Genomic DNA, 24,738 nt, shown 5'->3' with positions numbered 1-24,738 from the left:
CGTGGCCGCCGCCATCCCCTTGATCGAATTTCGCGATGTCTCGAAAATCTACGGCCACGGCGAGGCCGAAGTGCGGGCATTGGACGGTGCGAGCTTCAAGATCGCGGAAGGCGATTTCGTTGCGATCATGGGGCCGTCAGGATCGGGCAAGTCGACCGCCATGAACCTGATCGGGTGCCTCGACAGCCCGACGTCGGGGGAATACCTGTTCAGCGGCGTGCCGGTTGCCAGCCTCGACCGCGACCAGCTCGCGCTGTTGCGCCGCAACTATTTCGGTTTCGTGTTTCAGGGCTACAACCTGCTGCCCCGCACGTCGGCGCTCGACAACGTCGAGTTGCCCCTGGTCTACAAGGGTGTGGGCAGGGCCGAGCGCAGGCAACTGGCGCTCGAGGCGCTTGCGAAGGTCGGGCTGAAAGGGCGCGAACACCACGACCCCTCCGAATTGTCCGGCGGCCAGCAACAGCGCGTCGCCATTGCGCGGGCCCTGGTGGGCAGCCCCGAACTGATCCTGGCCGACGAGCCGACCGGCAACCTCGACACCAGGATGTCGCGCGAGATCATGGAGGTCCTGCGCGACCTGAACGAAAAGGACGGGATGACCATTGTGATGGTCACCCACGAAGAGGATATGGCCGAATATGCCCATCGCCTGATCTGGATGGTCGATGGCAAGGTCGAGCGTGACGGAAAACCGCGGCACGGAGGGTCCGGACGATGATTCTGGAAACCATCCGGCTGGCGGTTCAGGCGATCTTTCGCAACACCATGCGTTCGACCCTCACGGTTCTGGGCATCGTGATCGGCGTAGCTGCGGTCATCGCGATGGTCACGGTGGGCGAAGGATCGTCGCGTCAGGTCACCTCTGATGTTGAGAAGCTGGGCACCAACATCCTGATGGTGATGCCGGGCGGCGGCGGACAGCAGGGGCCGGGTTCGAGAACGGTTGCCAAGGCATTCACCCTCAAGGACGTGGATGCGATCATCGAACAGATCGGCATCGTCGAGACCGCGGCGCCTTATGGACAATCCTCGACGATGGCGATCTACGGCGCTCAAAGCGCGAGAACCACCGTTGTAGGCACTGACAACCGCTATCTTGCGGCGATCGACTGGCCGATCGTGATGGGGCGCGCGTTTCTGGCCAGCGAGGAACAATCCGGCAGATCGGTCTGCATCCTGGGCGAAACCCTGCGCCAGAACCTGTTCGGCAACACCAACCCGATTGGCGAAACCATCCGCCTCAATGCTCTCACCTGCGAGGTCGTCGGGCTGCTCGAAGCCAAGGGCGCATCGTCCTTCGGGATGGACCAGGACGATGTGCTGGCCCTTCCGATCAAGACCTTCATGCGCCGGGTGACGGGCAGCGACGACATCTCGATGATCTACGTCTCGGTGCGCGACGGCCAATCCACCACCCGCGCCAAGGTCGAAATCGAGGCCCTGATGCGCGAACGAAGGCGCATCGGCGAGGGCGAGGACGACGATTTCAGCATCATGGACATGAAACAGATCGCGTCGATGCTGAGCGGCATCACCAACGTTCTGACCGGTCTTCTGTCGGCGGTGGCGGCGGTCAGCCTGCTGGTCGGCGGCATCGGGATCATGAACATCATGCTGGTCTCGGTCACCGAACGCACCCGTGAAATCGGCATTCGACTGGCCGTAGGGGCGCAGGCCAGCCAGGTGTTGATGCAATTCCTGGTCGAGGCGATCGTGCTGTCGATGATCGGCGGGCTGATCGGCATCGTTCTTGGGTTGGGCCTGGCGGCCCTTGCCTCGAACCTGCTGGCGATTCCGTTCCAGCCAAACCCGCTGGTGGTCGCGGGTGCGTTTCTGTTCTCGTTCGTCGTCGGCATCATTTTCGGGTATTTCCCGGCGCGTCGGGCGGCAAAACTCGACCCGATCGAAGCCCTGCGCCACCAGTAGCCGACAACCGGATGCCGGTTGGAAAACACCCGGGCCAAGTCATGCGGAAAGGTTTGGCGCGATCTAGATCCGCGCCGCCAGCGTGTCGAGCAGGGCCAGCGTGGCCGCGTTCATGCTGTCGGCCTTCGCGACATCCTGGCTCGAAAGCTTGACGATCGTGGTCCGACGCGCCGGGTTCACGTGGACCCACTGTCCGTGAATGCCCTTGGCGAAGAGGCAACCATCGGCATCGCCGCGGGCATACCACTGGTTGCGGTAGCGATGCCCCGGCATGGTCTTGCCCCAGTCGCCCGCGCGCCAGGCATCGGCGTCGCCGCCGTGCAGCGTGTCATGGACGAAGGCCGCGGGCAGCACTTGGTTGCCATCGGCGACGCCCTCGGTGCGCAGGAGGTCGCCCAGCCGGGCCAGGTCGAAAGCGGTGCAGGAAATACCCCCGGCCGACTGCGCCATGCCGCGCCGGTCGACCGTGATGCTGGCCTCGCCCTGTCCCTGCACCGGCGTCCACAGCAGGTTCGCCGCGACCCCGTTGAACGGCTGGCCGGCGGCGCGTTCGATCACCACACCCAGCAGATCGGAATTGGCCGAGCGGTAGCGGAACGGCCCGCCATGCGCCTCGTGCCCCTTGCCGATGGCAAGCAGCAGCGACAGGTGGTCGATGTCCTCGCCGGGAACCGGCGGATCCCACAGAACCGCCCGGCAATAGCGCCCGCCCCACCCGGCATCGTCGCCATAGACCTCGTCGATCTCGAGCGAGACGCGCATGTCGAGCAGGTTGCGGACGCTGGCATCGGCGAAGGCAGATCCGGCGGCTTCGGGAACGAGGTCGATCACCGGCGCACCGAGGTCGAGCGCGCCCGCCGCCGCCAACGCCCCGGCGATCAGGCCGGTCACGGACTTGGAGACGGAAAAGATCAGGTGCGGGTCGTTGGCGTCGGCATGCGGCGCTTGCCAGAGCGCGACCGGGCGCCCGTCCTTGCAGGCCAGCAACACGTCGGTGTCGAGCGCCTTGATCTGTTCCGCTATGGTCGCGCCAGTGGCGTCGTCATCCGCCCGCTCGCCCAGCAGCGTGCCGAAGTCGGGTGCGGATTGATTTGTTCGACGCGTATTGATCGGCGCGGTCGGGACGATTTCGCGGACATGCGAGAACGCCCATCGGCTGAACGGCGCCTTGCGCCAGTTGTCGAGCCCGACCTCGCGCCGCGTGAAACCGAACGTTTCCTCGAAACCGGTCAGGTTGTCGTCCATCGACTACGCCTCATCGTCATCCGTGTTGTCTGTAGCCGGATCTGTATCCAGATCGCCACCCGGTCGGGGAGCGCCTCGGTTACTCCCGGCGAAATCCATCGCCGCGCCCGATGCGACCGAATCGGGATGCGCCGACTCCCAAACGCAGCCTGTGTTCGGATGCAATCGAATGCAAGGTTTTCTCGCATGTTGCCACCGGGGCGGGCTTGGCCGATTTCTGGCAGGTCACGCCGAGTGGCGCATCGGCACGCAGGCGCCTTTACCCATAATCGCCTGAATTCTCTCATTACGCAGACAGGATGACCTGTCACGCGCCGATGGCGCACCCGGGCGCAAAGTGCCAAGCGCACGGTTTGCTGCTTCAACGCTTGGATTTCACCGCAAGTATCGTGATTGATAACGTTTGCAAAAAGCCGGTTTTGGACTAGTAGTTGAGTCGAGCCGCACCAGCACCCCAAACATGAAAGGATACGACATGCCAACCAGCCCATTGCCCATCGCGGGCGTCCGCCAGATCCGGGCGCCGCAGGACACATCGGTTTCGGGAATGTCGGACATCCAGACGACCGTGAGCGACGTGCTCGCCGCGGTGCGCAGCCGTGGCGATGCCGCGGTGGCCGAGTTTGCCGCCAGGTTCGACGGCAGCGACCTGACGGCCTTCGAGGTCGGGCCGGATGAGCGGCGTGCCGCCGTCGACGAACTCGATCCCCAGACCCGCGCCGACACCGAATTTGCCATCGACAACGTCCGCCGCTTTGCCGAGGCGCAACTCGCCACGATGCTGCCGCTCGAGATCGAGATCCGCGACGGCGTGCACCTTGGCCACCGTATCCTGCCGATCGAACGGGTTGGCTGCTACGTGCCGGGGGGACGCTATCCGCTGTTGTCCGCGCCGGTGATGACCATCGTTCCGGCCAAGGTCGCGGGTGTCGACGAGGTCATCGCCTGCCTGCCGCCGAACGCGCACCGGGCGATGATCGCGGGTTGCCACCTGTCCGGCGCCGACCGGATCTTCCGCATCGGTGGGGCGCAGGCGATTGCGGCGATGGCCTTCGGGACCGAAACCGTGCCGGCGGTGAACAAGATCGTCGGTCCAGGCAACGCCTTCGTGAACGAGGCCAAGCGTCAGGTGTTCGGCCCGGTAGGCATCGACCAGCTGGCCGGCCCGTCCGAGATCTACATCCTCGCCGACCGGACCGGCGACGCCGAGATGATCGCCACCGATCTTCTGGCCCAGGCCGAGCATGACGTGCGCACCCGTGTCGGGCTGATCACCACCGACGCGGCGCTGGCGCAGGCGGTCGAGGACGAGGTGGCGCGCCAGTTGCATGACCTCGCGACCGCCGAAACCGCCGCCCAGGCCTGGCGCGACTACGGCGAAATCGCGGTCTGCGACGACGAGGCGGCGATGATCGCCTATTCCGACCACATCGCCGCCGAGCATCTTCAGATCCACACCGCCGATGCGCATGCGCTGGCGCAGAAACTGCGTAACTACGGATCGCTGTTCATCGGCGAGATGGCCAGCGTGGTCTATTCCGACAAGTGCTGCGGCACCAACCACACGCTGCCGACGATGGCGGCGGGGCGCTATACCGGCGGCTTGTGGGTCGGGGCCTACATGAAGGTTGCGACGCATCAATGGCTTGAACCCGAAGGCGTGCGCCAGGTCGCACCGCCGGCGGTGCGCCAAAGCGCCAGCGAAGGGCTCGACGGGCATCGCCGCGCCGCGCAGATCCGGCTGGACCGCCTTCAGGCGACGGCAGAGTGAACATGGTCCGATCCCGCGGCTTTTGCGCGGGATCGGAAACCTGCGCGATGCGCAGGGCTGGCAACGTCACCGCCAAGCTACGCGCGTGCGACACCCCGCCCCGATCCGCAACCGCGCCACGCGGTGTTGTCAGGCTTCGTCGTCGACAAGAACCGCCGAGTCGCGGTCGGCCATCTGCGCCAGCTTCACCTGCATCAGAAGCGACATCTCGTCGTAGTTGGTCCAGTCGTCGACGACCTTGCCGTCCTTGATGTGGAAATGCGTCATGCCCATGACCTGCAGGCGCTTGCCGGTGGGCGCGCCAAGCTCTTCCAGAACACCCCAGCCGAGGTGGTGCCCCTCGATCAACCAGCGCACCGCAACCTTGGTGCCGCCCTCGTCGCAGGGGGTTGAGCAGATGTGCTGCGGCATGAAGAACCCGTCCGGGATCGAGGCATAGAGACCGACAGTCTGGTGCGTCACCGCGCCGTGGCCATAGAGTTCCTTCATCAGCGGGCCATGATACTGGACCGTGGGGGCATAGACCTCGCGGATCTTGCCGAACATGCGCCGGTTGTGAATCTCGTGCAGCCACTCCAGAACCTCGCGTTCCAGATCGGTGTTGGCGATCGAGGTGTCGGGTTTGGTCTCGGGCGGGTATTGCCCGATCAGCCGGCGGTTTTCGCCCATGTCGATGGCCAGCAGACCTTTCTCGAAATAGGGCCGGGCGAGATCCTCGGCATAGGCCTGCGGGTCGAGCCCGATCTGTTTGACCTGCGCCATCGTGTCGACCACCAGCCATTCGCGGTAGATCTTGTTGGCGTGGACCATGCAGTCGGCAATGGTGCGCGCGACGAAGGTGCGCCCGGTCGGCTTGCCGTAGATGCCCGGCTGGGTGTGGCGCCCGGAGCCGGTCACGAGGTGCGAGGTATAGAATCCGTCCTTGTCGTTCCCGTTCCAGATCACCTGGGTGGCCATGCCGCGCCGCTCGGGCAGCATGAACATCCGCTTGATCGTGTCATGCACCACGTCCTCGCGGTTATAGATCGTGCCCGTGGCGTGATAGACGACGCAGTTGTGCGTATAGTGAGTGTAGATCAGGCCGACATCGCGCTCGTCCCAGATCCGGTGCGTGCAGCGCACGATATAGTCCACGATGTCGGTATAGATCGGGTCGAACCCCTGCATCGGCTGCGCGCGTTCGCGGTTCTCGGGAACAAGGTCGACAAAGTCGCGTCGCTCGACCTGGAGAACTGCGTGTTTCGGTGTTCTGGCGGGGCTCTCGGGCCCCTCGTCCTTGGTTGCCATATCGCTTTCCTGTCAGGTCTGGTGGGAATCCGGTCGGGGGTTGTTTCGACGATACTGGAGCATGAAAGGAATACGAATGCAACAATCACATTCGGAATTCGGGCCGCAACCGGCCGGGCAGGCGAATGGGGTGCGGATGCCGAACGGCGCGGTCACGTTGGGGTTGCACAGTCGTGTTTTAACGGCGCGATTCGGTCCCTGGCAGGGCTGACGGCGGTCCGTCGTGGGAACGCGTGGCAGTAGTTTCGTCGCCAAATAGCTGAAAAAACACCTGTAAATGAAAGAAAGCACGGCGAAAGGGCGGCTTTTCGGCGAAGTCTTCCACTTTCGGTGCCGGGGGATCGAAGTGGAGTCCGTGCGTTTTGCCGTGTCTGAAATCGACCCCGCAGCCAATTGGCATGATCGCCGTATCCAATCTGATGCGGGCGAAATCTGTTGGCGTGGCAGTCACATCCACCGCCCGGTCCACCAGCTTTCGCATGTTTCGTGCATGAGAAAAGTAGGAATTGCAATCGTAGTCAAATATCGCTACCCTGATCTTCTGCCGGGCAAGGTATCTGGCCGGGGAGACTGAATAGAAATGCGCACGGGACCGCCGCTGGCGGCAAACGCGGCGCTACGAACTGACGGGAGAAACCGGAATGAACTTCAAGTTGAAATCGACTGTCGCGGCCGGCGTGCTGCTGGCGACGGCGGGCGGCGCGTGGGCCGATTGCGGCATCGAAAGCGGCTCGGTCCGCATTCTGTCGAACGACTTCGCGGCGCTGCACGCGGTTGCCGAATGGGCCGAGAAATGCGCCAGCGCCACCGTCGAGGTGACCAAGAACCAGACCGAGGAACACAAGAACGTTCAGGTTCCGGCGCTGACCACGAATCCCGCCAGCTACACCGTCGCCGTGGTGGCGACGAACTCGATCGTGCCTCTGCTGAACGACGACCTGATCCGCCCGCTCGACGAATATGTCGCGAAGTGGGGCGATCAGCTTCTCGACAGCCAGAAGATCGTGGTCGACGGCAAGATCATGGCGATCGCGTTCATGGCCAACGCCCAGCACCTCCAGTATCGCGAAGACATCCTGTCAGCGAACGGCATTGCAGTGCCCACGAGCTACGAGGATATGTTCGCGGCCGCCGAAATGCTGCGCGAGGCGGGGGTGATGGAAACGCCGATCTCGTCGAACTTCATGCCGGGATGGAACCTCGCGGCGGAATTCGTCAACATGTATCTCGGCACCGGCAACGACTTCTTCGAGCCGGGCTCGGCCAAGCTGGCAATCGACAACGCCGACGGGCTTCTGGTTCTCGAGAACATGAAGCGCATGGTCGACTACATGAGCGCCGACTGGGTCACCTACGACAGCAACTCGACCAAGCCGGTCTGGGAGGCGGGCGAGGTTGCCCTGACCATCGCCTGGGGTTCACGCGCCGGTGCGATGATCGACGAGTCCGGCCCGGCCCCGGACATCGCAAAAGCCACCTCGTTCGCCGCCGCACCGACGATCGGTGACAACACGATCCCGTCTGCCGCACTTTGGTGGGACGGCTTCACCATCGCCAAGAACATCTCGGATGAAGACGCCGAAGCCTCGTTCCGCGCGATGATGAACGGGCTGTCGCCCGAGATGATGGCCGAGAACCTCGACGCCGCCGTGTGGCTGATCGACGGCTATGAGCCGACAAAGGCCGCCTCTGGCGTGATCGCCGATCTGCAGGCGGGTGCACGTCCCTATCCGATGTTGCCCTACATGGGGCTGCTGCACACCGCGCTGGGCGACAACCTGGCGGAATTCCTGCAAGGCAAGGAAAGCGCCGAACAGGCGCTGGCCGACGTGACCGCGGCCTACACGACCGCCGCGACCGAAGCGGGCTTTCTGAACTAGATTGCCCGAGCAGGGGGCGCGCGGCGCCCCCTGCCTCTGCCCCTCGATGACCCCATGCTCTGCGCCCGCCGTCCGCGCGGCAGGAGGACTTCATGCCACACAAGACCTTCATGGCCTTCATCTGGCCGTCGCTCCTGGCGATGATCCTCTTCATCGCGTTGCCGATCCTGTCGGTCGGGTATCAGTCGCTGTTCATCGAGCACGAGCAGATCCTGATCGAGACCGAAACCTGCGGCCCGTTCGGCTGCACCGCCGAAGTCAGTGTCGACTCCGCCGCGATGGCCGACCTGCGCGCCGAGAAGCCCGCCGGGCGTTACAACGGACTGGGCACCTATACCAACGCCAGCCACCTCGCTTTCGACGAGATCACCGAGATCTTCGCCACCAGCGACAACTTCACGGAAATCCGCACCCGGATCATGAACCTGCCGTTCTACAAGGCGCTGATCTTCACGCTGGCCTATACCTTCATCGTCACCCCCCTTGTCATCATCCTGGGCTTCATCATCGCGCTGGTCGTGAACTCGATCCCGAGGTTTCTGAAGGGTCCGGTGATCTTCTTCTCGCTGTTGCCGATGATCGTCACGCCCCTGGTCGGGTCGCTGGTCCTGTTCTGGATGATCGACTCGCGCGGGATCATCGGGGCGGCGCTTCAGGCGCTGTTTTCCGATCCGAGCCTGTCGCTCAAGGCCTCGCCGGCGCTGACGTGGGTGACGCTGTTCGTCTATGGCGTCTGGCATTCGGCGCCGTTCGCCTTCGTGGTGTTCTACGCCGGTCTTCAGACCGTGCCGCAGGACACGCTGGAATCCGCCATGGTCGATGGCGCCAGCCGCTGGGAGCGGGTGAGGTTCGTGACCATTCCCTATCTCATGCCGCTCGCGACCTTCATCGCGCTGATGCAACTGATGGACAACTTCCGGGTGTTCGAGCCGATCATCGGCTTCTCGGCCGCGGCCAGCGCGACCTCGCTGAGCTATCTGATCTACAACGATCTGCGCGCCGCGGAATCGCCGCTGTTCGGATCGGCCGCCGCAACGTCGATGCTGACCATCATCGGCGTGATCATCCTGCTTCTGCCGGTGCTGCGCCGCAACTGGCGCGAATTCAACCGCAAGACCTGAGGGAAGCCGCCAATGTCAAGTCTCGCCAAAAGAAAGCCTCCGTCGCTGGTCATGCTGTCCACCGTGTTCGTGCTGTTCTGGCTGGTCGTTGCGGCCTTTCCGTTCCTGTGGACCATGTGGGGTTCGTTCAAGGTCGAGGGCGATTTCTTTTCGCGCGCCGACTGGATGAACGCGATCACCGGACCGGTCACCCAACGCCAGCACGGCAGCGCCTTCACACTGGCCGGCTATGAAGGCGCCTGGATCCAGCAGGAATTCTGGCGCTCCGTGGTCAATACCGCGATCGTTACCCTGTTCGTCGTGATCATCTCGCTGACGCTGGGCACGCTTGGCGGCTATGCGCTGGCGCGGTCGGGGTTCAAATACACCTTCTGGCTTCTGATGGCGGCGCTGGTGTTTCGCGCCATGCCGCATGTGACGCTGGTGTCGGGCTACCTGCTGCCGTTCTTCCAACTCAACATCTGGGGGTTCCTGCCGACCACGATCATCGTGCTGGTCGCGATCAACCAGCCGTTCACGCTGTGGATGCTGCACTCGTTCTTCCTGTCGATCCCGAAGGATCTGGACGAGGCCGCGATGGTCGATGGCTGCACCCGGTTCCAGGCGTTCCGGCTGGCGATCATCCCGGTCATGTGGCCGGGCGTGATCACCACTGGGCTGTTCAGCTTCCTGCTTGCCTACAACGACTTCACCGTCACCTCGATGCTCCTGACACAGGAGAACGCGACGATGATCCCGAAGATCAACAGCTTCCTCGGCTCGACCCAGGAAGAGGGCAAGGTGATGTATGCGGTGGCCGCCGTGGTTTCCGCGATCGTGCCGCTGTTCGCACTCATTCTGTTCTTCCAACGCCAGATCGTCAGCGGCCTGACCGCCGGCGCCGTCAAGGGATAAGGAGGCCTGACCGATGGCCAGACTGCAACTCAAGAACGTCAACAAGCGTTGGGGCTCTTTCGTCGGCGTCGACAATTTCGACCTCGACATTGCCGACCAGGAATTCCTTGTCCTGCTGGGGCCGTCGGGCTGCGGCAAGTCGACCACGATGCGCATGATCGCCGGGCTGGAGGATGTCACCGAGGGTGAGATCTGGCTGGGCGACCGCATGGTCAACAATCTCGAACCCAAGGACCGCGACATCTCGATGGTGTTCCAGTCCTACGGGCTCTATCCGAACCTCTCGGTCTACGAGAACATCCGCTTTCCGCTGCGGGTTCGGAAGGTGCCGAAGGAAAAGCACCGCGACATGGTGATGAAGGCCATCGAGATGGTGGAACTTCAGGACTTCATGGACCGTCGCCCGGCGGAGCTGTCGGGCGGCCAGCGCCAGCGCGTTGCGCTCGGCCGCGCCATCGTGCGCAAGCCGACGGTGTTCCTGATGGACGAGCCCCTGTCCAACCTCGATGCCAAGCTGCGCGTGAGCACGCGGGCGCAGATCAAGAACCTGCAATCCAAGCTCAAGACCACCACGGTCTACGTGACCCATGACCAGATCGAGGCGATGACGCTTGCCGACCGGGTCGTGGTGATGAACGCCGGCAAGATCCAGCAGGTCGGCACCCCCACCGAAATCTATGACACGCCCGCCAATACCTTCGTGGCCAGTTTCATCGGCTCTCCGGCGATGAACCTGGTCGAAGGCAAGCTCGAAAAAGGCGTGTTTCAGGGCGACGGCATCCATGTCGAGGGCCTGCCCGCCGGACCTTCGGGCAACGTCACGCTGGGCTTTCGTGCCGAGGACGCCGAAATCGTCGAGGACCAGGGCCAGATCGCGGCGCCGATGTATTCAATCGAGTTGCTGGGCGAGGCGTCGATGATCACCTGGCGTCTGGGCGGCGCGTTGGTGTCGATCAAGACCAACAAGGAATACCGGGCCGAAATCGGCGACATCGTGCATGCCCGCATCCCCGCCAGCATCTGCCACCTGTTCGATACAGCATCCGGGGAAAGGATCGACGACCGATGAACGCCGATGAAAAAGCCGACGCCACGCGCCAGGTCATTCTTCGGATGGAGGCGGCGCTGGGCGCCAATTCCAACGACATGGCGGCTCATTTCCACGACGATTTCCGATGGATGGGCAACCGGGGCTGCGGCACCAAGACGGGACTCGCGGCGTTTCGCACCAACTGGCAGCTGCCCTTGCGCGCCGCCTTCACAAAGCGGGAATACAAGACCGAACGGTTCATCTGCGAGGACGGCTGGGCATCGTGTTTCGGCCACATCGAGGCGACGCATTCCGGCAGCTTCATGGGGATCGCCCCGACCGGCAAGCGCGTGACGATCCCCTACATGGATTTCTGGAAGGTCGAGGACGGCAAGATCGCGGACAACTGGGTGTCGGTCGATTTCCCGCATGTATTGGCCCAGCTTGGCGTCGACGTGTTCGACGGCCACGGCTGGGAGAGTTTTGACCGGGGCGAGAAAACGCCGCCGCGACCCGTATAACGAGGACAGCACAGATGACGATTACCTATCTCAAACGCAGTAAACCCGAGGCCGAAAAGGTCGAGGACGACGCCAAGGTGCGTGACGTGGTGGCCGCGACGCTGGCCGATATCGAGGCCCGCGGCGATGCGGCGGTGCGCGAGCTTGCGGTCAAGTTCGACGACTACGACCGCGACAGCTATCGCCTGAGCGAAGCCGAGATCGAGGCGATCGTGGCCAAGGTCAGCCCGCGTGACATGGCAGACATCCGCTTCGCGCAGGAGCAGGTGGTGAACTTCGCCCGCGCCCAGCGCGACTCGATGAAGGACATCGAGGTCGAAACCCTGCCGGGCGTGATCCTGGGCCACAAGAATATCCCGGTGCAATCGGTGGGCTGCTACGTGCCCGGCGGCAAGTTCCCGATGGTCGCCTCGGCGCATATGTCGGTGGCCACCGCCAAGGTCGCGGGCGTGCCCCGGATCGTCGCCGCCACGCCGCCGTTCAACGGTGAACCCAACCCGGCGGTGATCGCGGCGATGCACATCGGCGGCGCGCATGAAATCTATGTCCTGGGCGGTATCCAGGCGATCGGCGCGATGGCCCTGGGGACCGAAAGCATCGACCCGGTGCACCTGCTGGTCGGGCCGGGCAATGCCTTTGTTGCCGAGGCCAAGCGGCAGCTTTTCGGCCGTGTCGGCATCGACCTCTTCGCCGGTCCGACCGAGACCATGGTGATCGCCGACGAAACGGTCGACGCGGAAATGTGCGCCACCGACCTTCTGGGCCAGGCCGAACACGGCTACAACAGCCCCGCCTGCCTGATCACCAATTCGCGCAGGCTGGCCGAGGAAACCCTGGTCGAGATCGACCGCATCCTCGAGATCCTGCCGACCGCGAACACCGCCTCGGTGAGCTGGCGCGATTTCGGTGACGTGATCCTGTGCGACGACCATGACGAGATGCTCGCGGTCGCCAATGACATGGCCTATGAGCATGTGCAGGTGATGACCGACCGCGACGACTGGTATCTCGAGAACATGACGAGCTACGGCGCGCTGTTTCTCGGCCCGCGCACCAACGTCGCCAACGGCGACAAGGTGATCGGCACCAACCATACACTCCCGACCAAGAAGGCCGGGCGCTATACCGGCGGGCTTTGGGTTGGCAAATACCTGAAGACCCACAGCTATCAGCGCATCACCACCGACGAGGCGGCGGCGATGATCGGGGCCTATGGCTCGCGCCTGTGCCTGCTCGAAGGGTTCGTCGGCCACGCCGAACAGTGCAACCTGCGGGTCCGCCGCTATGGCGGCGTCAACGTGCCCTACGGAGAAGCGGCGGAATTGACCGAGGCCGCGCAGTGACCCTGCCGCGCACCCCTTCGATGCGGCTCGATGGCCGGCTTGCGCTGGTCACCGGTGCCTCGTCGGGCATTGGTCACGCCTGTGCCGTGGCGCTGGCCGAGGCGGGTGCGCATGTGGTCTGCGCCGCGCGGGGGGTGGCCCGACTGGAAGAGACCGTTGCCGAAATCGCCGCCGAGGGTTGGTCGGCCGAGGCCCTCGAGCTTGATATCGCCGATCTCGATGCGATGTCGCGCGCGCTCAAGGGCCGCAGTTTCGACATCGTCGTGAACTCCGCGGGTCTTGCCCGCCACAGCGCCGCGCTCGAGACCACAGCCGCCGATTATGACGCGGTGATGGGCGTGAACCTGCGGGCGGCGTATTTCCTGTCGACCGAGACCGCGCGGCACATGCCCGACAGGGGCGGCTCGATCATCCACATAAGCAGCCAGATGGGCCATGTCGGTGGGATCGACCGCGCCGTCTACAGCGCCTCGAAACACGGGCTTGAAGGCATGGTGAAATCCATGGCGATCGAATGGGGTCCGCGCCGGATCCGCGTCAACACGATCTGCCCGACCTTCATCCGCACGCCGCTGACCGCCCAGACCTTCGACAACCCCGAACGCGCGGCCTGGGTCGAAAGCAAGATCAAGCTGGGCCGCATCGGCGAGGTCGAGGACATCATGGGTGCGGTTCTTTATCTGGCTTCGGACGCCTCGGCGATGGTAACAGGCACGTCATTGCTGGTTGACGGAGGTTGGACGGCGGATTGATGGCAAAGGATCGTGTCACCTCGCTTCAGGTCGCGCAACGCGCCGGTGTGAGCCAGTCGGCGGTCAGCCGGGTTTTCACCCCCGGTGCGAGCGTGTCGAAGGCGACCCGGGAAAAGGTGCGCCGCGCCGCCGAGGAGCTTGGCTACCGGCCCAACGTTCTGGCGCGCGCCATGATAACCGGACGCAGCCGGATCATCGGCCTCGTGGTCGCCTATCTCGAAAACCAGTTCTATCCGCAGGCGATCGAGCGCCTGTCGGTGAAACTGCAGGAACGCGGCTACCACGTGCTGGTCTTCATGTCGTCGCCGACCGTCGGCGACGTTCAGGGCGTGATGAAGGAAATCCTCGACTACCAGGTCGACGGCATCGTGCTTGCCTCGGTGTCGATGTCCTCGGTGCTGGCCAAACGGTGCCACGAACACGGTATCCCGGTGGTGCTGTTCAACCGCGAACAGGACGATGACCGGATGTCGTCGGTCACGACCGACAATGTCCTCGGCGGGCAGGCAATCGCGGCGCATTTCGCGGCCGCCGGCCACACACGGATCGGCTATATCGCCGGGCTGGAGGAAGCCTCGACCCAGCGCGACCGCGAACTCGGGTTCCGCGAGGGGCTGGAGGCAGCGGGGCTGACGCTGGCCGCCCGGGAGGTGGGGAACTTCGAGTATGCCCAGGCCCGCGCCGCCGCGCTGGAGATGTTCGCGGGCAAGGACCGCCCCGACGCGGTGTTCGTCTGCAACGACCACATGGCCTTCGCGGTGATGGACGTGATCCGCCACAAGCTCGGCCTGCGCATCCCCGAAGATGTCAGCGTCGCAGGGTTCGACGATGTGCCGATCGCCGCCTGGCCGGCCTACGACCTGACCAGCTACCGGCAGCCGATCAACCGCATGGTCGCCTGCACCGTCGAGGCGCTCTTGCGGCGCATCGAGGCGGGGGACACGCCGACCGAACGGGTGAAGCTGGCGGGCGAACTCATCCTGCGCGGCTCAACAAGAAACCCGGAGGCGACCTGAATGCGCGGCTTCGATCCGAAATGGCGGGACGTGCCACATTTCATCATCGGCATCACCAAGGAGATCTGGGAGGATCGCCGGATCGGCTCGCTCCGCCACCGCTACGCGCCCGGTCTGATCGTGCGTTCGCCCGCCTCGGTTCTGGTCGACAACAGCAACGTGGCCGCCGCGACGATGGCGACGCTGGCCGAGTTTCCCGACCGCGCGCTGTTGGGCGAGGACGTGATCTGGTGCGATGACCCCGAGGGCGCGACCGAAACCTCGGATGCGTTCCTGTCCTCGCATCGGCTGATCTGCACCGCGACACACATCCGCCCCGGCATGTATGGCCAGCCCACCGGGCGGCGGGTGAGCTATCGCATCCTGGCCGACTGCGCGATCCGCGACGACGCGGTCTATGACGAATGGCTGGTGCGCGACCAGTCGGCCATCCTGCGCCAGATGGGTTTCGACGTGGTCGAGTGGACCCGCGATCTGATCGCACGCGAGGGCGGGCCGGATCGCTGCGTGCAGCCGATGACGCCCGCCACAGACGTGGCAGGCCCCTATGACCGCCGCGGAAACGACGACGTTTGGGGACAGCGGTATGCCGATACCCTGAAGGCGATCATGGCGGCCGACATGAACGTGATCCCGCAACGCTATGACCGCGCGGTCGCGCTGCACTATCCCGGTGGCCTTGACGGTGTCGGGTGGGCCGAGGCGGACCAGTTCTGGATGGGTCTGCGCGCTGCTTTCCCGAACGCGGCGTTCAAGGTCGAACATGTGATCGGGCGCGACGATACGCTGCTGGCGCCGCGGGCGGCGGTCCGCTGGAGCCTGCACGGCAAGCACGACGGCTGGGGCCGCTTCGGCACCCCGACCGGTGCCGAGGTCTACGTGATGGGCATGAGCCATGCCGAGTTCGGCCCCTTCGCCGGCGCCGGCGACTGGGGCGAACCGACCATCCGCCGCGAATACACGCTGATCGACGAAACCGCGATCTGGAAACAGATCCTGCTGCAGACGGGGCTTCACGAATGAAGGGTTTTTCAAGCCGGTTCAGTGACCTGCCGGATTATATCCTGAAAATCACGCACGAGATCTGGGAAGAGCGCGGGCTTGCAACCTTGCATCACTATTATGGCAAGGATATCCCGATGCGCTTTCCGTCAGGGCTGGTGCGCGGCAATGCGGGTGTGATCGACGGCACGCTGGCGACGCTGGCCGAGTTTCCCGACCGCCAGCTTCTTGGCGAGGACGTGATCTGGTCCGAGGACGCGGACGAGCCGGGGCGCTATCTGTCCTCGCATCGCCTGGTGACCTCGGGCACCCATACGGGGCACGGTGCGTTCGGCGCGCCGACCGGCAAGAGCTTTACCATCCGCGCCATCGCCGATTGCGCCGCCAAGGCCGAGGTCATCGACGACGAATGGCTGATCCGGGATGTTGGCGGCATCGCGCGCCAGCTGGGCTGGGACCCCGCCGACTACGCCCGTTTCCAGATCGCCGCCGAGGGTGGCCCCGAGACCTGCCAGCGCCCGTTCCACCCGGTCGACGATGTCGAGGGGCCCTATACCGGGCGCGGCAACGACAACGAATGGGGCGCGCGGCTGGCCGACATCCTGACCCGGATGATGAACAAGGATTTTACCGTCATTCGCCAGGAATACGACCGCGCCGTGCGCACCGAACATTGGGGCGCGCGCGGCGGCTGGTCCCATCACTTCGCCGAGACCGACTGGATGCGCCTGCGCTCGTCCTTCCCGACCGCGACGTTTGCGATCCACCACCAGATCGGCCGCGCCGATCCCGGCACACCCTACCGCGCCGCCGTGCGCTGGTCGCTGACCGGAACCCACTCCGGCCCGGGGTTCTTCGGCACGCCGACCGGCGCCGAGGTTCACGTCATGGGCGCGACCCATGCCGAATGGGGCGAATGGGGCCTGCGCCGGGAATTCACGGTGATCGACGAGGTCGCGGTTTGGAAACAGATCCACCTGTATACGGGGGCCGTCGAATGACGTCACGTTTCGCCAATCTGCCGGACTACATCCAGGGCGTGACCTACGAGATATGGGAAGGCCGCCAGATCGCCTCGCTGCGCGAAAGCTACGGCAAGGACATGGTGATGCGCTCGACCGCCGCGCTGATCCTCGGCAACGACGGCGTCATCAAGGACACGCTGGCCGCGCAGGCGGCGTTTCCCGATCGCCAGATCCTGGGCGACGACGTGATCTGGTCCGGTAACGAGAAGGATGGCTATCTGTCGTCACACCGCTCGGTCATCACCGGCACCCATTCCGGCCACGGCGTGTTCGGCGCACCAACCGGCAAGGTGGTCACCACCCGCTGCATCGCGGACTGTTTCGTTCAGGACGATGTCATCACAGACGAATGGCTCTGCTATGATTTTTCGTCGATGGTGAAACAGCTCGGCCACAGCCCGCGCGACTGGGCGGCCGCGACGATCGAGCGCGAAGGCGGCCCCGACACGGCGATCCGCCCCTTCACCCCCGATCAGGACCGTCCCGGGCCATATTCCGACACCGGCAACGATCATCCGTTGGGCGAACGACTGGCAGACATCCTGACCCGGATCATGGGTGCCGATATCGCGGTGATCGGCGAGACCTACGACCGGGCCGTCAATGTCTATCATGCCGGTGGCGCCACCGGCTGGGGCCGCCCCTTCGCCGAAGCGCAGTGGATGCAGCTTCGCACCGCCTTTCCCGATGCCGAATTCCGGGTTCATCACCGGATCGGCCGATCGGATTCCGGCGAGCCCGACCGCGCCGCCATCCGCTGGAGCCTGGACGGCGCGCATACCGGCCACGGTGTGTTCGGTCCGCCGACCGGCGCGCCGGTGCATGTCATGGGCTTTACCCATGCCGAGTTCGGCCCGTGGGGGCTGCGCCGGGAATGGAGCCTTTGGGACGAAGTCGCCATCTGGAAACAGATTCTGCTGCACGAGGGGCGCAAGGAATGATCGCACGCGCGGTGCACCTCGGACCTCTGCACGGCTATCTTGCCAGCCGTCGCGCGCGGCGGCTGAACCTGCGCCCGCCGGGGCGGTGTGCCGGACTTCGCTTCAACGACACCACATTTCACGGATAGACCCATGACCAAATCAGATCTCGAAGACCGCATCGTCCGCTACGGCGACCTGATCCCCTGCAAGACCGCCTTCATCGACGCCCATACGCCGGGCTCGGACCAGAAGGAGAACTTCACCATCATCGGCGGCGGTGTCTCCGAAAGCCCCGATCAGCATGTCCACATCGACATCCCGCACGGCTTCAACATTGGCGCGGCCGGGCAGCCGCCGAAGTGCCGCAATTCGCTGCACAACCACCGCACGGCTGAAGTGTTCTTCGTGCTCAAGGGCCGCTGGCGCTTCTTCTGGGGCCGTTGGGGCGATGCGGGCGAGGTCATCCTCGAAGAAGGCGACATCTTCAACATCCCGACCAACATCTTCCGGGGGTTCGAGAATATCGGCACCGACTACGGGATGATCATGGCCATTCTCGGCGGCGACGATGCCGGCGGCGGCGTGATCTGGGCGCCGCAGGTGATCGAGGATGCCGCCGATCACGGTCTGGTGCTGGGCGAGAACGGCAAGCTCTACGACAGCAAGAAGGGCGAAAAGCTGCCCGAAGGTGTCGGCCCCATGCCGCTGTTGAGCGAAGAGGAACTGGCCAAGGTGGACGAGCCCACCGCAATGCAGGTGATCGGCGGCTATGTACGGCGTTACAACGACCTCGTGGCGATTGCCGACAAGGCCCCCGCCAAGGTGATCGGCGAAAACGGCGTGATCCGCGACAAGCCCGGCTTCGAGGTCGACCTGATCACACGCAAGTCCGCCACCGAGACGCGGCACAGCCATGACAAGCCCTCGGTCCTGATGCCGGTCAAGGGGCACTGGCGTGTCGAGTGGGACGGCGGATCGGCCACGCTTGCCCCCGGCGACACCATGAGCGTGCCGGAAAACCTGGCCCATTCGGCGGTGCCGTCGATGACGGGCGAGGCTGCACTCTATCACGTTGTCGCCACCGACGATCCCGCCGGCGCCACCTGGCGCGGCAACTGAACCAGGGGGAGCCCGCATGACCGCCATCCAGACGACCCATGTGGGCTCTCTGCCCCGCAGCCAGGAGGTTGTGGATTTCATCTTCGCGCGCGAACACGGCACGCCCTACGACGCGGATGCCTTCGATCACGTGATGCGCACGGCGGTGTCCGAAACGGTGCGCAAGCAGGTGGGGGCGGGGATCGGCATCGTCTCGGATGGCGAGACCTCGAAGATCAGCTATGCCACCTATGTCAAGGACCGCTACACCGGCTTCGATGGCGACAGCCCGCGCAACGCGCCCGCCGACCTCAAGCTGTTTCCCGGCTTTCTCAAGCGCATCGCGGACGAGGGCGGCACGCCGCAATATGCGCGGCCCATGTGCGTCGGCCCGGTGGTCTCGAAGGGGCAGGGGGAGCTGGAAAAGGACATCGCCAACCTCAAGGCCGCGATGGCCGAACACGGGGTCGAACGCGGCTTCATGAACGCGGCGTCGCCGGGGGTGATCTCGCTGTTCCTGCAAAACGATTACTATCCGACGCGCGACGCCTACCTCGCCGCGCTGGCCGGCGCGATGAAGGCGGAATACGAGACCATCGTCGCCTCGGGCCTCGATCTGCAACTGGATTGCCCCGACCTCGCCCTGTCGCGGCACATGCTGTTCACCGACCTCAGCGACGACGAATTCGTCAAGGTGGCCGCAAGCCATGTCGAGGCGCTGAACCATGCGCTGGCGGATGTGCCCGAGGACAAGGTGCGCATCCATATTTGCTGGGGCAACTACGAAGGCCCGCATGTCTGCGACATACCCATGGCCCGGATGTTCGACACGCTGATGAGCGCGAAAGCGCGATATGTGCTGTTCGAGACGTCGAATCCTAGGCATGGGCACGAGTGGACGGTGTTTCGGGATCGCAAAAGTGATATTCCCGACCACAAGGTTCTGGTGCCCGGCGTGGTCGACACCACCACCAATTTCGTCGAGCACCCGGACCTCGTGGCGCAACGGATCGGGCGCTTTGTCGATATCGTCGGGGCCGAGCGCGTGATCGCGGGATCGGATTGCGGCTTCGGCACCTTCGCGGGCTTCGGCGCGGTCGATCCCGACATTGCCTTTGCCAAGCTTGCCGCCCTGTCTCAAGGCGCGGCGCAGGTGCGATGACGCCGCTGATCCTGCTTCCGGGGATGATGTGCGACGCCCGGCTGTTCGGCCCGCAGATCGCGGCCCTCTCGGCGCTTGGCCCGGTCTCGGTGGCCGATCTGGGCGGCGCGGACAGCATCGAGGCGCTGGCCAGGGGGCTGTGGGCCGACGCCCCGCCGCGGGTGGCGCTGGCCGGGCTGTCGATGGGCGGCATCGTCGCGATGGAGATGCTCCGGCAGGCGCCGGAGCGCGTCGCGGGGCTGGCGCTGATGGACACCAATCCGCTGGCGGAAACCGACGACGTCAAGGCCCGGCGTGGTCCGCAGATCGACAAGGCGCGGGCGGGTCGGCTGGCCGAGGTGATGCGCGACGAGATGAAGCCGAACTACCTGACCGAGGGGCCGCGGCGCGACGAGATCCTGGCGCTGTGCATGGAAATGGCGCTGGACCTGGGGCCGGATGTGTTCTACCGCCAGTCGGTCGCCCTGCGCGACCGCCCCGATCAGACCGAAACGCTGGCGGCCTGGCGCGGGCCGACGCTGATCCTGTGCGGTCGCGACGATGCGCTTTGCCCGGTGGCGCGGCACGAATTGATGCACGCGCTGATACCGGGGTCCCGCCTGACCATCATCGAGGGCGCCGGCCACCTGCCGACGCTGGAACAACCCGACCAGACAACAGCCGCGCTGATGCGCTGGCGACAGGAGACAGAGCATGGATGAGGCACTGATTGCGCAACTGCGCGAGGTCGACACCCCGACCGTCTGCAACGCCATCGAGGTGGTCGAGGGCAAGCGGGGCTTCGATCGCTTCACCCGGGGCACGATGCTGTGTTCCGACCCCGGGGCAGGGGCCGTCGTGGGCGTGGCAAGGACCGCGAAGATCTCGGCCATCGCGCCGCCAGACGAGGCCCCCGAGGTGATCCGGGCGCGGCGGATGGACTATTACCGGCACATGGCCAGCGGCCCGCGACCGGCGCTGGCGGTGATCGAGGATATCGACGGCGCGGCGGCGATCGGGGCCTATTGGGGCGAGATCAACACCACGATCCACAAGGGCTTCGGCTTGTCCGGCGCGCTCACCAACGGGGTCATGCGCGACCTTGGCGACCTGCCCGATGGGTTCCCGGTGATCGCCGGTTCGGTCGGGCCGAGCCACGGCTTCGTGCATGTGCGCGAGATCGCGACGCCGGTCACGGTGTTCGGGCTGACCGTCGCGGATGGCGAGGTGGTCCATGCCGACCGCCACGGCGCGGTGGTGATCCCGGCAGATTATCTGGCCGAGATCGGCGCGGCCATAGACAAGCTGATCGACACCGAACAGATCGTGCTGGCGGCGGCCCGGCGGCCCGGTTTCGACTTCGACAGCTTTGCCGAAGCCTGGGCGAGGTTCGAGGCCGCGCGGACCTGAGCGCCGAGCAGCCCCGCGCGCCAATTCGTGATGCGCGGTCGTCTGTGCCGTATCGTCCGAGGCCGCGGCGGCGGCGCAGAGGCGGGCAGGTTCAGTTGTCCGCCAGAACCGCCTGAAGAAAGTCGCGGGTGCGCTCCTCTTTCGGGTCGGTGAACAGCTCTTCCGGCGGGCCCTGTTCGCGGATGCGGCCACCGTCGATGAAACAGACCCGGTCCGAGATTTCGCGGGCAAAGCGCATCTCGTGGGTGACCAGCAGCATGGTCAGGTCGTGTTCCTCGGCCAGGCGCCGGATCACCGCCTGGACCTCGCCAACCAGTTCCGGGTCAAGCGCCGATGTCGGCTCGTCGAACAGCATGATCCGGGGGCGCATCGCCAGCGCCCGGGCGATCGCAACCCGTTGTTGCTGGCCGCCGGACAGCTGGTGCGGGAACTTTTCCGCCTGATCGGCGAGCCCGACCATGTCGAGAAGCTCCCGCGCCCGGTCGCGGGCTTCGGACTTGGACAGGCCCAGCACGCGCACCGGTGCCTCGGTCAGGTTGCGCAGCACCGACATGTGCGGAAACAGGTTGAACGACTGGAACACCATGCCGAGATGGCGGCGCATCTCGCGCAGGTGGGCCTCGCTGGCCGGGACCAGTGCATCGCCGCGCCGCTCGTGCCACAACGGTTCACCGGCGACGTAGACGACGCCGTCGCTGATCGTCTCGAGCGTCATCAGGATGCGCAGGATCGTCGACTTGCCGGACCCCGAGGGGCCGATGATGGTCACCTTCTCGCCGTTTGCCACCTCGAAGTCGAGATCGTCCAGCACCGTGATCGCGCCGAAGCGTTTGCCGACGGAGTCGAATTTGATGATCGGATCGGTCATTTCATTGGTATCCCCGTCTTGGGCAACGCCCGGTCCAGCCGGCGCACGCCGTAAGCGGCCAGGAGCGTCAGGATCAGGTAGATGGCGCCGACCATGGTCAGCGGCACGAGATAGTTGAAGGTGCGGTCGCCGATGATGCGCGCGACGCTCAGCATTTCGAGCACCGTCACCACCGACAGCACCGGCACGTCCTTCATGATCGAAACCAGGTAGTTGCCCATCGCCGGAATGATCCGGGGAATGGCCTGCGGCACCACGATGCGGGCAAAGGTGTCGCGCCCGGTCAGATCGAGCGCGCGCGCCGCCTCGTGCTGGCCGCGGGGCACCGCCTCGATGCCGGCGCGGTAGACCTCGGACAGATAGGCGCTGTATTGCAGCCCGAGCGCCAGCGCGCCGGTCATGAAGGCCGGCAGGACCAGCCCGAACTCCGGCAGGACGTAGTAGAGAAAGAAAAGCTGGATCAGGAGCGGCGTGTCGCGCAGGAACTCCGAGATGATCCGCGCGGGCCAGGACACCACGCGCGACGGCACCGCCTTGAGCGCCGCCAGGATCAGCCCCAGCACCATTGCCACGAAGAACCCGAGAATCGTCGCCTGGATCGTCACCACCAACCCGCGCAGCAGGATCGGCAGGATCGAGATCGCGAAGGTCAGGTTGTCGGAGGTGTCCCATTCTATGCCGAACAGCATCGCGTCACCTCCCCGACGGGCGCCAGCGGCCGGTCATGCGGGCCAGCCCGCGCATGAAGGCCGTCAGCACCAGCGCCATGCCGAAATACATGAACAGGACCAGCGTGTAGATCACGGTGCTGTCCTGGGTGAAATTGCGCAACTGCTCGGCCCGGAAGGCGAGGTCACCCAGCGTGATCAGCGAGACCAGCGCGGTGTCCTTGAGGTTCTGGATCGCCAGGTTGTCGAACGGCGGCATCATCTCGGGGATCGCCTGCGGCAGGGCGATACGGAACAAGACCTGGCGCGGTGTGAAGTTGAGCGCGCGCGCGGCTTCGTATTGCGTCCGCGCGACCGCCTGGATCGCGCCGCGCACCACCTCGGCCCCGTAGGCACCGATGTTCAGCCCCAGCGCCAGGATGCCGACCAGCACCGGCGAGAAGCGCAGGTCGAGCCCGACGGTCTCGCCCAGGATCGGCATCGCGAAATACAGCCAGAACAGCTGCACAAGCAGCGAGGTGCCGCGAAACACCTCGATATAGGCCACCGACAGCCAGCGGAAGACGAAGAAGGCCGACAGCTTGCCGATCCCGGCGGCGAAGGCAAGAATGCCGCCGAGGATGGTCGACCAGAAGGTGAGCTGCACCGTCACCCAGGCCCCCTGTCCCAGAGGGACTAGGTATTCGGTCCAATGCATGAACTGGGCATCCCTTTGTTGGTTGTTCTTGGCGGGACGGTCGCATTCCGCCCGCATTGACAGACGCCGGGGCAGGCGCGTTGCCTGCCCCGGGCAATCGTCACAGCAAACAGCTTATTCGGCCGTCGATTCGGCGCAAAGCTCTTCCATGGTGCGCTGCGGCGAGCCCTTCACATCGGCCTCCGAGAAACCATAGCCCATCAGGGTCTCGGCCCATTCGTCGGTTTCCTTGTAGGCCAGCAGAACCTCGTTCACCGCGTCGCGCAGATCCTCGGCGCCCTGCGGGAACACGAAAGCACCCCAGCTGCGGACCGGCTCATCATTGATCACCGGGTCGACGAAGTCGCTGGCGACCTCGACCTTGTCCGACTTGGCGGCCAGGTTGCCCGCGGTCAGGCTGGTGGCGGCATAGGCGTCCGAACGCCCGGTGGAGACGCTGGAGATCGCGTCCGAGTTCGATGACAGCGTGACCATCTGGTCTTCGCTCACCCCCAGGGCCTGCAGCATCTCGAGCTGGTCGGCGCCGGCCATGATCGCGACCTTCAGGTCGGGATTGTCCGCGAAATCGGAAAAGGAATGGATGTCTTTCGGGTTTCCGGCCGCGACCAGCAGCCCCTCGCCGTAGGATGTGTTGGGTTCGGAGAAGATCACCTTTTCGCAGCGCTGCGGCAGCACCGCCATTTCAGCCGCGACCATGTCGAAGCGGTCGGCCTGAAGCCCCGGGATCAGCCCCGAGAACTCGGTCGTGACCCACTCGATGTTGTCGATACCCAGTTCGCCCATGATGTATTTCGCCACATCCGGTCCGGCGCCCTTGGCTTCGCCCGACGGGTCCATGTAGCCATAGGGAATTTCATTGGCGACAGCGATGCGGATGGTGCCGCTGTCGCGGATTTCTTCAAGCGTGGCAGCCTCGGCGCTGGCAGTAAAACCAAGGGTGGTCAGGCCGGCTGCGATTACGGTCGCCAACCGGGAACAAAGGCCATGATTGCTCATTTGCTTTCTCCTTCGTGTGTCCGTTTCGGTTCGGTTCGCGCAACGACAGGCCAGACAGGGCCGGTCTGCGAACCCGTTCAGACCTATCAAAGACCGCTGGGGGATTCAAATTTGTCTCGGAAAT

General features: G+C 64.8%; 25 protein-coding genes. 18 read left to right on the top strand and 7 right to left on the bottom strand.

The genetic code is table 11. From position 1 onward, the window contains the following. The first annotated feature begins 1 nt into the window (after position 1). Positions 2-718 (top strand): ABC transporter ATP-binding protein, encoded by a 717-nt coding sequence (locus tag FVF75_RS11570; protein WP_281289611.1) that lies wholly within the window; start codon positions 2-4, stop codon positions 716-718. Beyond that, positions 715-1,926, top strand: coding sequence for an ABC transporter permease (locus tag FVF75_RS11565; protein WP_148378136.1), 1,212 nt, complete (start codon positions 715-717; stop codon positions 1,924-1,926). Before FVF75_RS11570 ends, FVF75_RS11565 begins: the two co-directional genes overlap by 4 nt. Before the next feature lie 63 nt (positions 1,927-1,989). Here the strand turns inward: FVF75_RS11565 and FVF75_RS11560 are convergent, their stop codons facing one another. After that, a complete protein-coding gene (locus FVF75_RS11560; RefSeq protein ID WP_148378135.1) occupies positions 1,990-3,171 on the bottom strand; it encodes a serine hydrolase domain-containing protein in 1,182 nt (393 codons plus the stop codon). Between the two features lie 475 nt (positions 3,172-3,646). Here FVF75_RS11560 and hisD (FVF75_RS11555) point away from each other — a divergent pair, with 475 nt between their 5' ends. Next, positions 3,647-4,942: a histidinol dehydrogenase gene (hisD, locus tag FVF75_RS11555; RefSeq protein WP_148378134.1), complete on the top strand. Its 1,296-nt coding sequence runs from the start codon at positions 3,647-3,649 to the stop codon at positions 4,940-4,942. A 129-nt stretch (positions 4,943-5,071) separates the two neighbouring features. Here the strand turns inward: hisD (FVF75_RS11555) and FVF75_RS11550 are convergent, their stop codons facing one another. Both FVF75_RS11550 and FVF75_RS11545 read right to left on the bottom strand, forming a co-directional pair. After that, complete coding sequence (locus tag FVF75_RS11550; protein WP_148378133.1) at positions 5,072-6,229, bottom strand: nuclear transport factor 2 family protein; 1,158 nt, start codon at positions 6,227-6,229, stop codon at positions 5,072-5,074. A gap of 178 nt (positions 6,230-6,407) precedes the next feature. Further along, positions 6,408-6,710, bottom strand: a complete 303-nt coding sequence (locus tag FVF75_RS11545) for a hypothetical protein (RefSeq protein WP_148378132.1) — start codon at positions 6,708-6,710, stop codon at positions 6,408-6,410. 160 nt (positions 6,711-6,870) lie between these two features. On the opposite strand from FVF75_RS11545, the gene FVF75_RS11540 reads away from it, so the two are divergent. From FVF75_RS11540 to FVF75_RS11470, 15 genes are all read left to right on the top strand, one after another. Continuing rightward, positions 6,871-8,109 (top strand): ABC transporter substrate-binding protein, encoded by a 1,239-nt coding sequence (locus FVF75_RS11540; protein ID WP_148378131.1) that lies wholly within the window; start codon positions 6,871-6,873, stop codon positions 8,107-8,109. Positions 8,110-8,201: 92 nt separating this feature from the next. After that, on the top strand, positions 8,202-9,230 hold the full coding sequence (locus tag FVF75_RS11535; protein ID WP_148378130.1) for a carbohydrate ABC transporter permease: 1,029 nt from the start codon (positions 8,202-8,204) through the stop codon (positions 9,228-9,230). A 51-nt stretch (positions 9,231-9,281) separates the two neighbouring features. After that, positions 9,282-10,124: a carbohydrate ABC transporter permease gene (locus FVF75_RS11530; protein WP_425463231.1), complete on the top strand. Its 843-nt coding sequence runs from the start codon at positions 9,282-9,284 to the stop codon at positions 10,122-10,124. A 13-nt stretch (positions 10,125-10,137) separates the two neighbouring features. Next, positions 10,138-11,193: an ABC transporter ATP-binding protein gene (locus tag FVF75_RS11525; protein WP_148378128.1), complete on the top strand. Its 1,056-nt coding sequence runs from the start codon at positions 10,138-10,140 to the stop codon at positions 11,191-11,193. Further along, positions 11,190-11,675, top strand: coding sequence for an ester cyclase (locus FVF75_RS11520; RefSeq protein WP_148378127.1), 486 nt, complete (start codon positions 11,190-11,192; stop codon positions 11,673-11,675). The genes FVF75_RS11525 and FVF75_RS11520 overlap by 4 nt, the downstream gene beginning before the upstream one ends. A gap of 14 nt (positions 11,676-11,689) precedes the next feature. Further along, complete coding sequence (gene hisD, locus FVF75_RS11515) at positions 11,690-13,018, top strand: histidinol dehydrogenase (protein WP_148378126.1); 1,329 nt, start codon at positions 11,690-11,692, stop codon at positions 13,016-13,018. After that, positions 13,015-13,770 (top strand): SDR family NAD(P)-dependent oxidoreductase, encoded by a 756-nt coding sequence (locus FVF75_RS11510; RefSeq protein WP_148378125.1) that lies wholly within the window; start codon positions 13,015-13,017, stop codon positions 13,768-13,770. The genes hisD (FVF75_RS11515) and FVF75_RS11510 overlap by 4 nt, the downstream gene beginning before the upstream one ends. Beyond that, positions 13,770-14,786: a LacI family DNA-binding transcriptional regulator gene (locus FVF75_RS11505; RefSeq protein ID WP_148378124.1), complete on the top strand. Its 1,017-nt coding sequence runs from the start codon at positions 13,770-13,772 to the stop codon at positions 14,784-14,786. Before FVF75_RS11510 ends, FVF75_RS11505 begins: the two co-directional genes overlap by 1 nt. Further along, the gene (locus FVF75_RS11500; RefSeq protein ID WP_148378123.1) at positions 14,787-15,809 is read left to right on the top strand and encodes a nuclear transport factor 2 family protein; all 1,023 of its coding nucleotides are present in this window, start codon (positions 14,787-14,789) and stop codon (positions 15,807-15,809) included. Continuing rightward, positions 15,806-16,789 (top strand): nuclear transport factor 2 family protein, encoded by a 984-nt coding sequence (locus FVF75_RS11495; RefSeq protein WP_148378122.1) that lies wholly within the window; start codon positions 15,806-15,808, stop codon positions 16,787-16,789. The genes FVF75_RS11500 and FVF75_RS11495 overlap by 4 nt, the downstream gene beginning before the upstream one ends. Next, positions 16,786-17,754 (top strand): ester cyclase, encoded by a 969-nt coding sequence (locus FVF75_RS11490; protein ID WP_148378121.1) that lies wholly within the window; start codon positions 16,786-16,788, stop codon positions 17,752-17,754. Before FVF75_RS11495 ends, FVF75_RS11490 begins: the two co-directional genes overlap by 4 nt. Before the next feature lie 132 nt (positions 17,755-17,886). Continuing rightward, positions 17,887-18,855 carry a cupin domain-containing protein gene (locus FVF75_RS11485; protein ID WP_148378120.1) on the top strand — a complete coding sequence of 323 codons (969 nt, stop codon included), beginning with the start codon at positions 17,887-17,889 and terminating at the stop codon, positions 18,853-18,855. Positions 18,856-18,871: 16 nt separating this feature from the next. After that, positions 18,872-19,996 (top strand): cobalamin-independent methionine synthase II family protein, encoded by a 1,125-nt coding sequence (locus FVF75_RS11480; RefSeq protein WP_148378119.1) that lies wholly within the window; start codon positions 18,872-18,874, stop codon positions 19,994-19,996. After that, positions 19,993-20,697: an alpha/beta fold hydrolase gene (locus FVF75_RS11475; RefSeq protein ID WP_148378118.1), complete on the top strand. Its 705-nt coding sequence runs from the start codon at positions 19,993-19,995 to the stop codon at positions 20,695-20,697. Before FVF75_RS11480 ends, FVF75_RS11475 begins: the two co-directional genes overlap by 4 nt. Then, complete coding sequence (locus tag FVF75_RS11470) at positions 20,690-21,385, top strand: RraA family protein (RefSeq protein ID WP_148378117.1); 696 nt, start codon at positions 20,690-20,692, stop codon at positions 21,383-21,385. Before FVF75_RS11475 ends, FVF75_RS11470 begins: the two co-directional genes overlap by 8 nt. 91 nt (positions 21,386-21,476) lie before the next feature. Here the strand turns inward: FVF75_RS11470 and ehuA are convergent, their stop codons facing one another. From ehuA to ehuB, 4 genes are all read right to left on the bottom strand, one after another. Next, the gene (gene ehuA, locus FVF75_RS11465) at positions 21,477-22,253 is read right to left on the bottom strand and encodes an ectoine/hydroxyectoine ABC transporter ATP-binding protein EhuA (protein WP_148378116.1); all 777 of its coding nucleotides are present in this window, start codon (positions 22,251-22,253) and stop codon (positions 21,477-21,479) included. Continuing rightward, positions 22,250-22,942: an ectoine/hydroxyectoine ABC transporter permease subunit EhuD gene (gene ehuD, locus FVF75_RS11460; RefSeq protein ID WP_148378115.1), complete on the bottom strand. Its 693-nt coding sequence runs from the start codon at positions 22,940-22,942 to the stop codon at positions 22,250-22,252. Before ehuD ends, ehuA begins: the two co-directional genes overlap by 4 nt. A gap of 4 nt (positions 22,943-22,946) precedes the next feature. Then, a complete protein-coding gene (gene ehuC, locus FVF75_RS11455; RefSeq protein WP_148378114.1) occupies positions 22,947-23,618 on the bottom strand; it encodes an ectoine/hydroxyectoine ABC transporter permease subunit EhuC in 672 nt (223 codons plus the stop codon). Between the two features lie 114 nt (positions 23,619-23,732). Then, positions 23,733-24,614: an ectoine/hydroxyectoine ABC transporter substrate-binding protein EhuB gene (gene ehuB / locus FVF75_RS11450; RefSeq protein WP_148378113.1), complete on the bottom strand. Its 882-nt coding sequence runs from the start codon at positions 24,612-24,614 to the stop codon at positions 23,733-23,735. Positions 24,615-24,738 lie beyond the last annotated feature (124 nt).

The organism is Maritimibacter fusiformis (assembly GCF_008086115.1).
Taxonomy (GTDB): Bacteria; Pseudomonadota; Alphaproteobacteria; order Rhodobacterales; family Rhodobacteraceae; genus Muriiphilus; species Muriiphilus fusiformis.
Note: the sequence above shows the minus strand (reverse complement) of the source record. Positions and strands in the feature narration are given on the sequence as shown.

Excerpts from the sequence above, each read along its gene's own strand:
- FVF75_RS11565 (WP_148378136.1), top strand. The coding sequence starts at position 715 with ATGATTCTGGAAACCATCCGGCTGGCGGTTCAGGCGATCTTTCGCAAC.
- FVF75_RS11560 (WP_148378135.1), bottom strand. The coding sequence starts at position 3,171 with ATGGACGACAACCTGACCGGTTTCGAGGAAACGTTCGGTTTCACGCGG.
- hisD (WP_148378134.1), top strand. The coding sequence starts at position 3,647 with ATGCCAACCAGCCCATTGCCCATCGCGGGCGTCCGCCAGATCCGGGCG.
- FVF75_RS11550 (WP_148378133.1), bottom strand. The coding sequence starts at position 6,229 with ATGGCAACCAAGGACGAGGGGCCCGAGAGCCCCGCCAGAACACCGAAA.
- FVF75_RS11545 (WP_148378132.1), bottom strand. The coding sequence starts at position 6,710 with ATGCGAAAGCTGGTGGACCGGGCGGTGGATGTGACTGCCACGCCAACA.
- FVF75_RS11540 (WP_148378131.1), top strand. The coding sequence starts at position 6,871 with ATGAACTTCAAGTTGAAATCGACTGTCGCGGCCGGCGTGCTGCTGGCG.
- FVF75_RS11535 (WP_148378130.1), top strand. The coding sequence starts at position 8,202 with ATGCCACACAAGACCTTCATGGCCTTCATCTGGCCGTCGCTCCTGGCG.
- FVF75_RS11530 (WP_425463231.1), top strand. The coding sequence starts at position 9,282 with ATGCTGTCCACCGTGTTCGTGCTGTTCTGGCTGGTCGTTGCGGCCTTT.
- FVF75_RS11525 (WP_148378128.1), top strand. The coding sequence starts at position 10,138 with ATGGCCAGACTGCAACTCAAGAACGTCAACAAGCGTTGGGGCTCTTTC.
- FVF75_RS11520 (WP_148378127.1), top strand. The coding sequence starts at position 11,190 with ATGAACGCCGATGAAAAAGCCGACGCCACGCGCCAGGTCATTCTTCGG.
- hisD (WP_148378126.1), top strand. The coding sequence starts at position 11,690 with ATGACGATTACCTATCTCAAACGCAGTAAACCCGAGGCCGAAAAGGTC.
- FVF75_RS11505 (WP_148378124.1), top strand. The coding sequence starts at position 13,770 with ATGGCAAAGGATCGTGTCACCTCGCTTCAGGTCGCGCAACGCGCCGGT.
- FVF75_RS11500 (WP_148378123.1), top strand. The coding sequence starts at position 14,787 with ATGCGCGGCTTCGATCCGAAATGGCGGGACGTGCCACATTTCATCATC.
- FVF75_RS11495 (WP_148378122.1), top strand. The coding sequence starts at position 15,806 with ATGAAGGGTTTTTCAAGCCGGTTCAGTGACCTGCCGGATTATATCCTG.
- FVF75_RS11490 (WP_148378121.1), top strand. The coding sequence starts at position 16,786 with ATGACGTCACGTTTCGCCAATCTGCCGGACTACATCCAGGGCGTGACC.
- FVF75_RS11485 (WP_148378120.1), top strand. The coding sequence starts at position 17,887 with ATGACCAAATCAGATCTCGAAGACCGCATCGTCCGCTACGGCGACCTG.
- FVF75_RS11480 (WP_148378119.1), top strand. The coding sequence starts at position 18,872 with ATGACCGCCATCCAGACGACCCATGTGGGCTCTCTGCCCCGCAGCCAG.
- FVF75_RS11475 (WP_148378118.1), top strand. The coding sequence starts at position 19,993 with ATGACGCCGCTGATCCTGCTTCCGGGGATGATGTGCGACGCCCGGCTG.
- FVF75_RS11470 (WP_148378117.1), top strand. The coding sequence starts at position 20,690 with ATGGATGAGGCACTGATTGCGCAACTGCGCGAGGTCGACACCCCGACC.
- ehuA (WP_148378116.1), bottom strand. The coding sequence starts at position 22,253 with ATGACCGATCCGATCATCAAATTCGACTCCGTCGGCAAACGCTTCGGC.
- ehuD (WP_148378115.1), bottom strand. The coding sequence starts at position 22,942 with ATGCTGTTCGGCATAGAATGGGACACCTCCGACAACCTGACCTTCGCG.
- ehuC (WP_148378114.1), bottom strand. The coding sequence starts at position 23,618 with ATGCATTGGACCGAATACCTAGTCCCTCTGGGACAGGGGGCCTGGGTG.
- ehuB (WP_148378113.1), bottom strand. The coding sequence starts at position 24,614 with ATGAGCAATCATGGCCTTTGTTCCCGGTTGGCGACCGTAATCGCAGCC.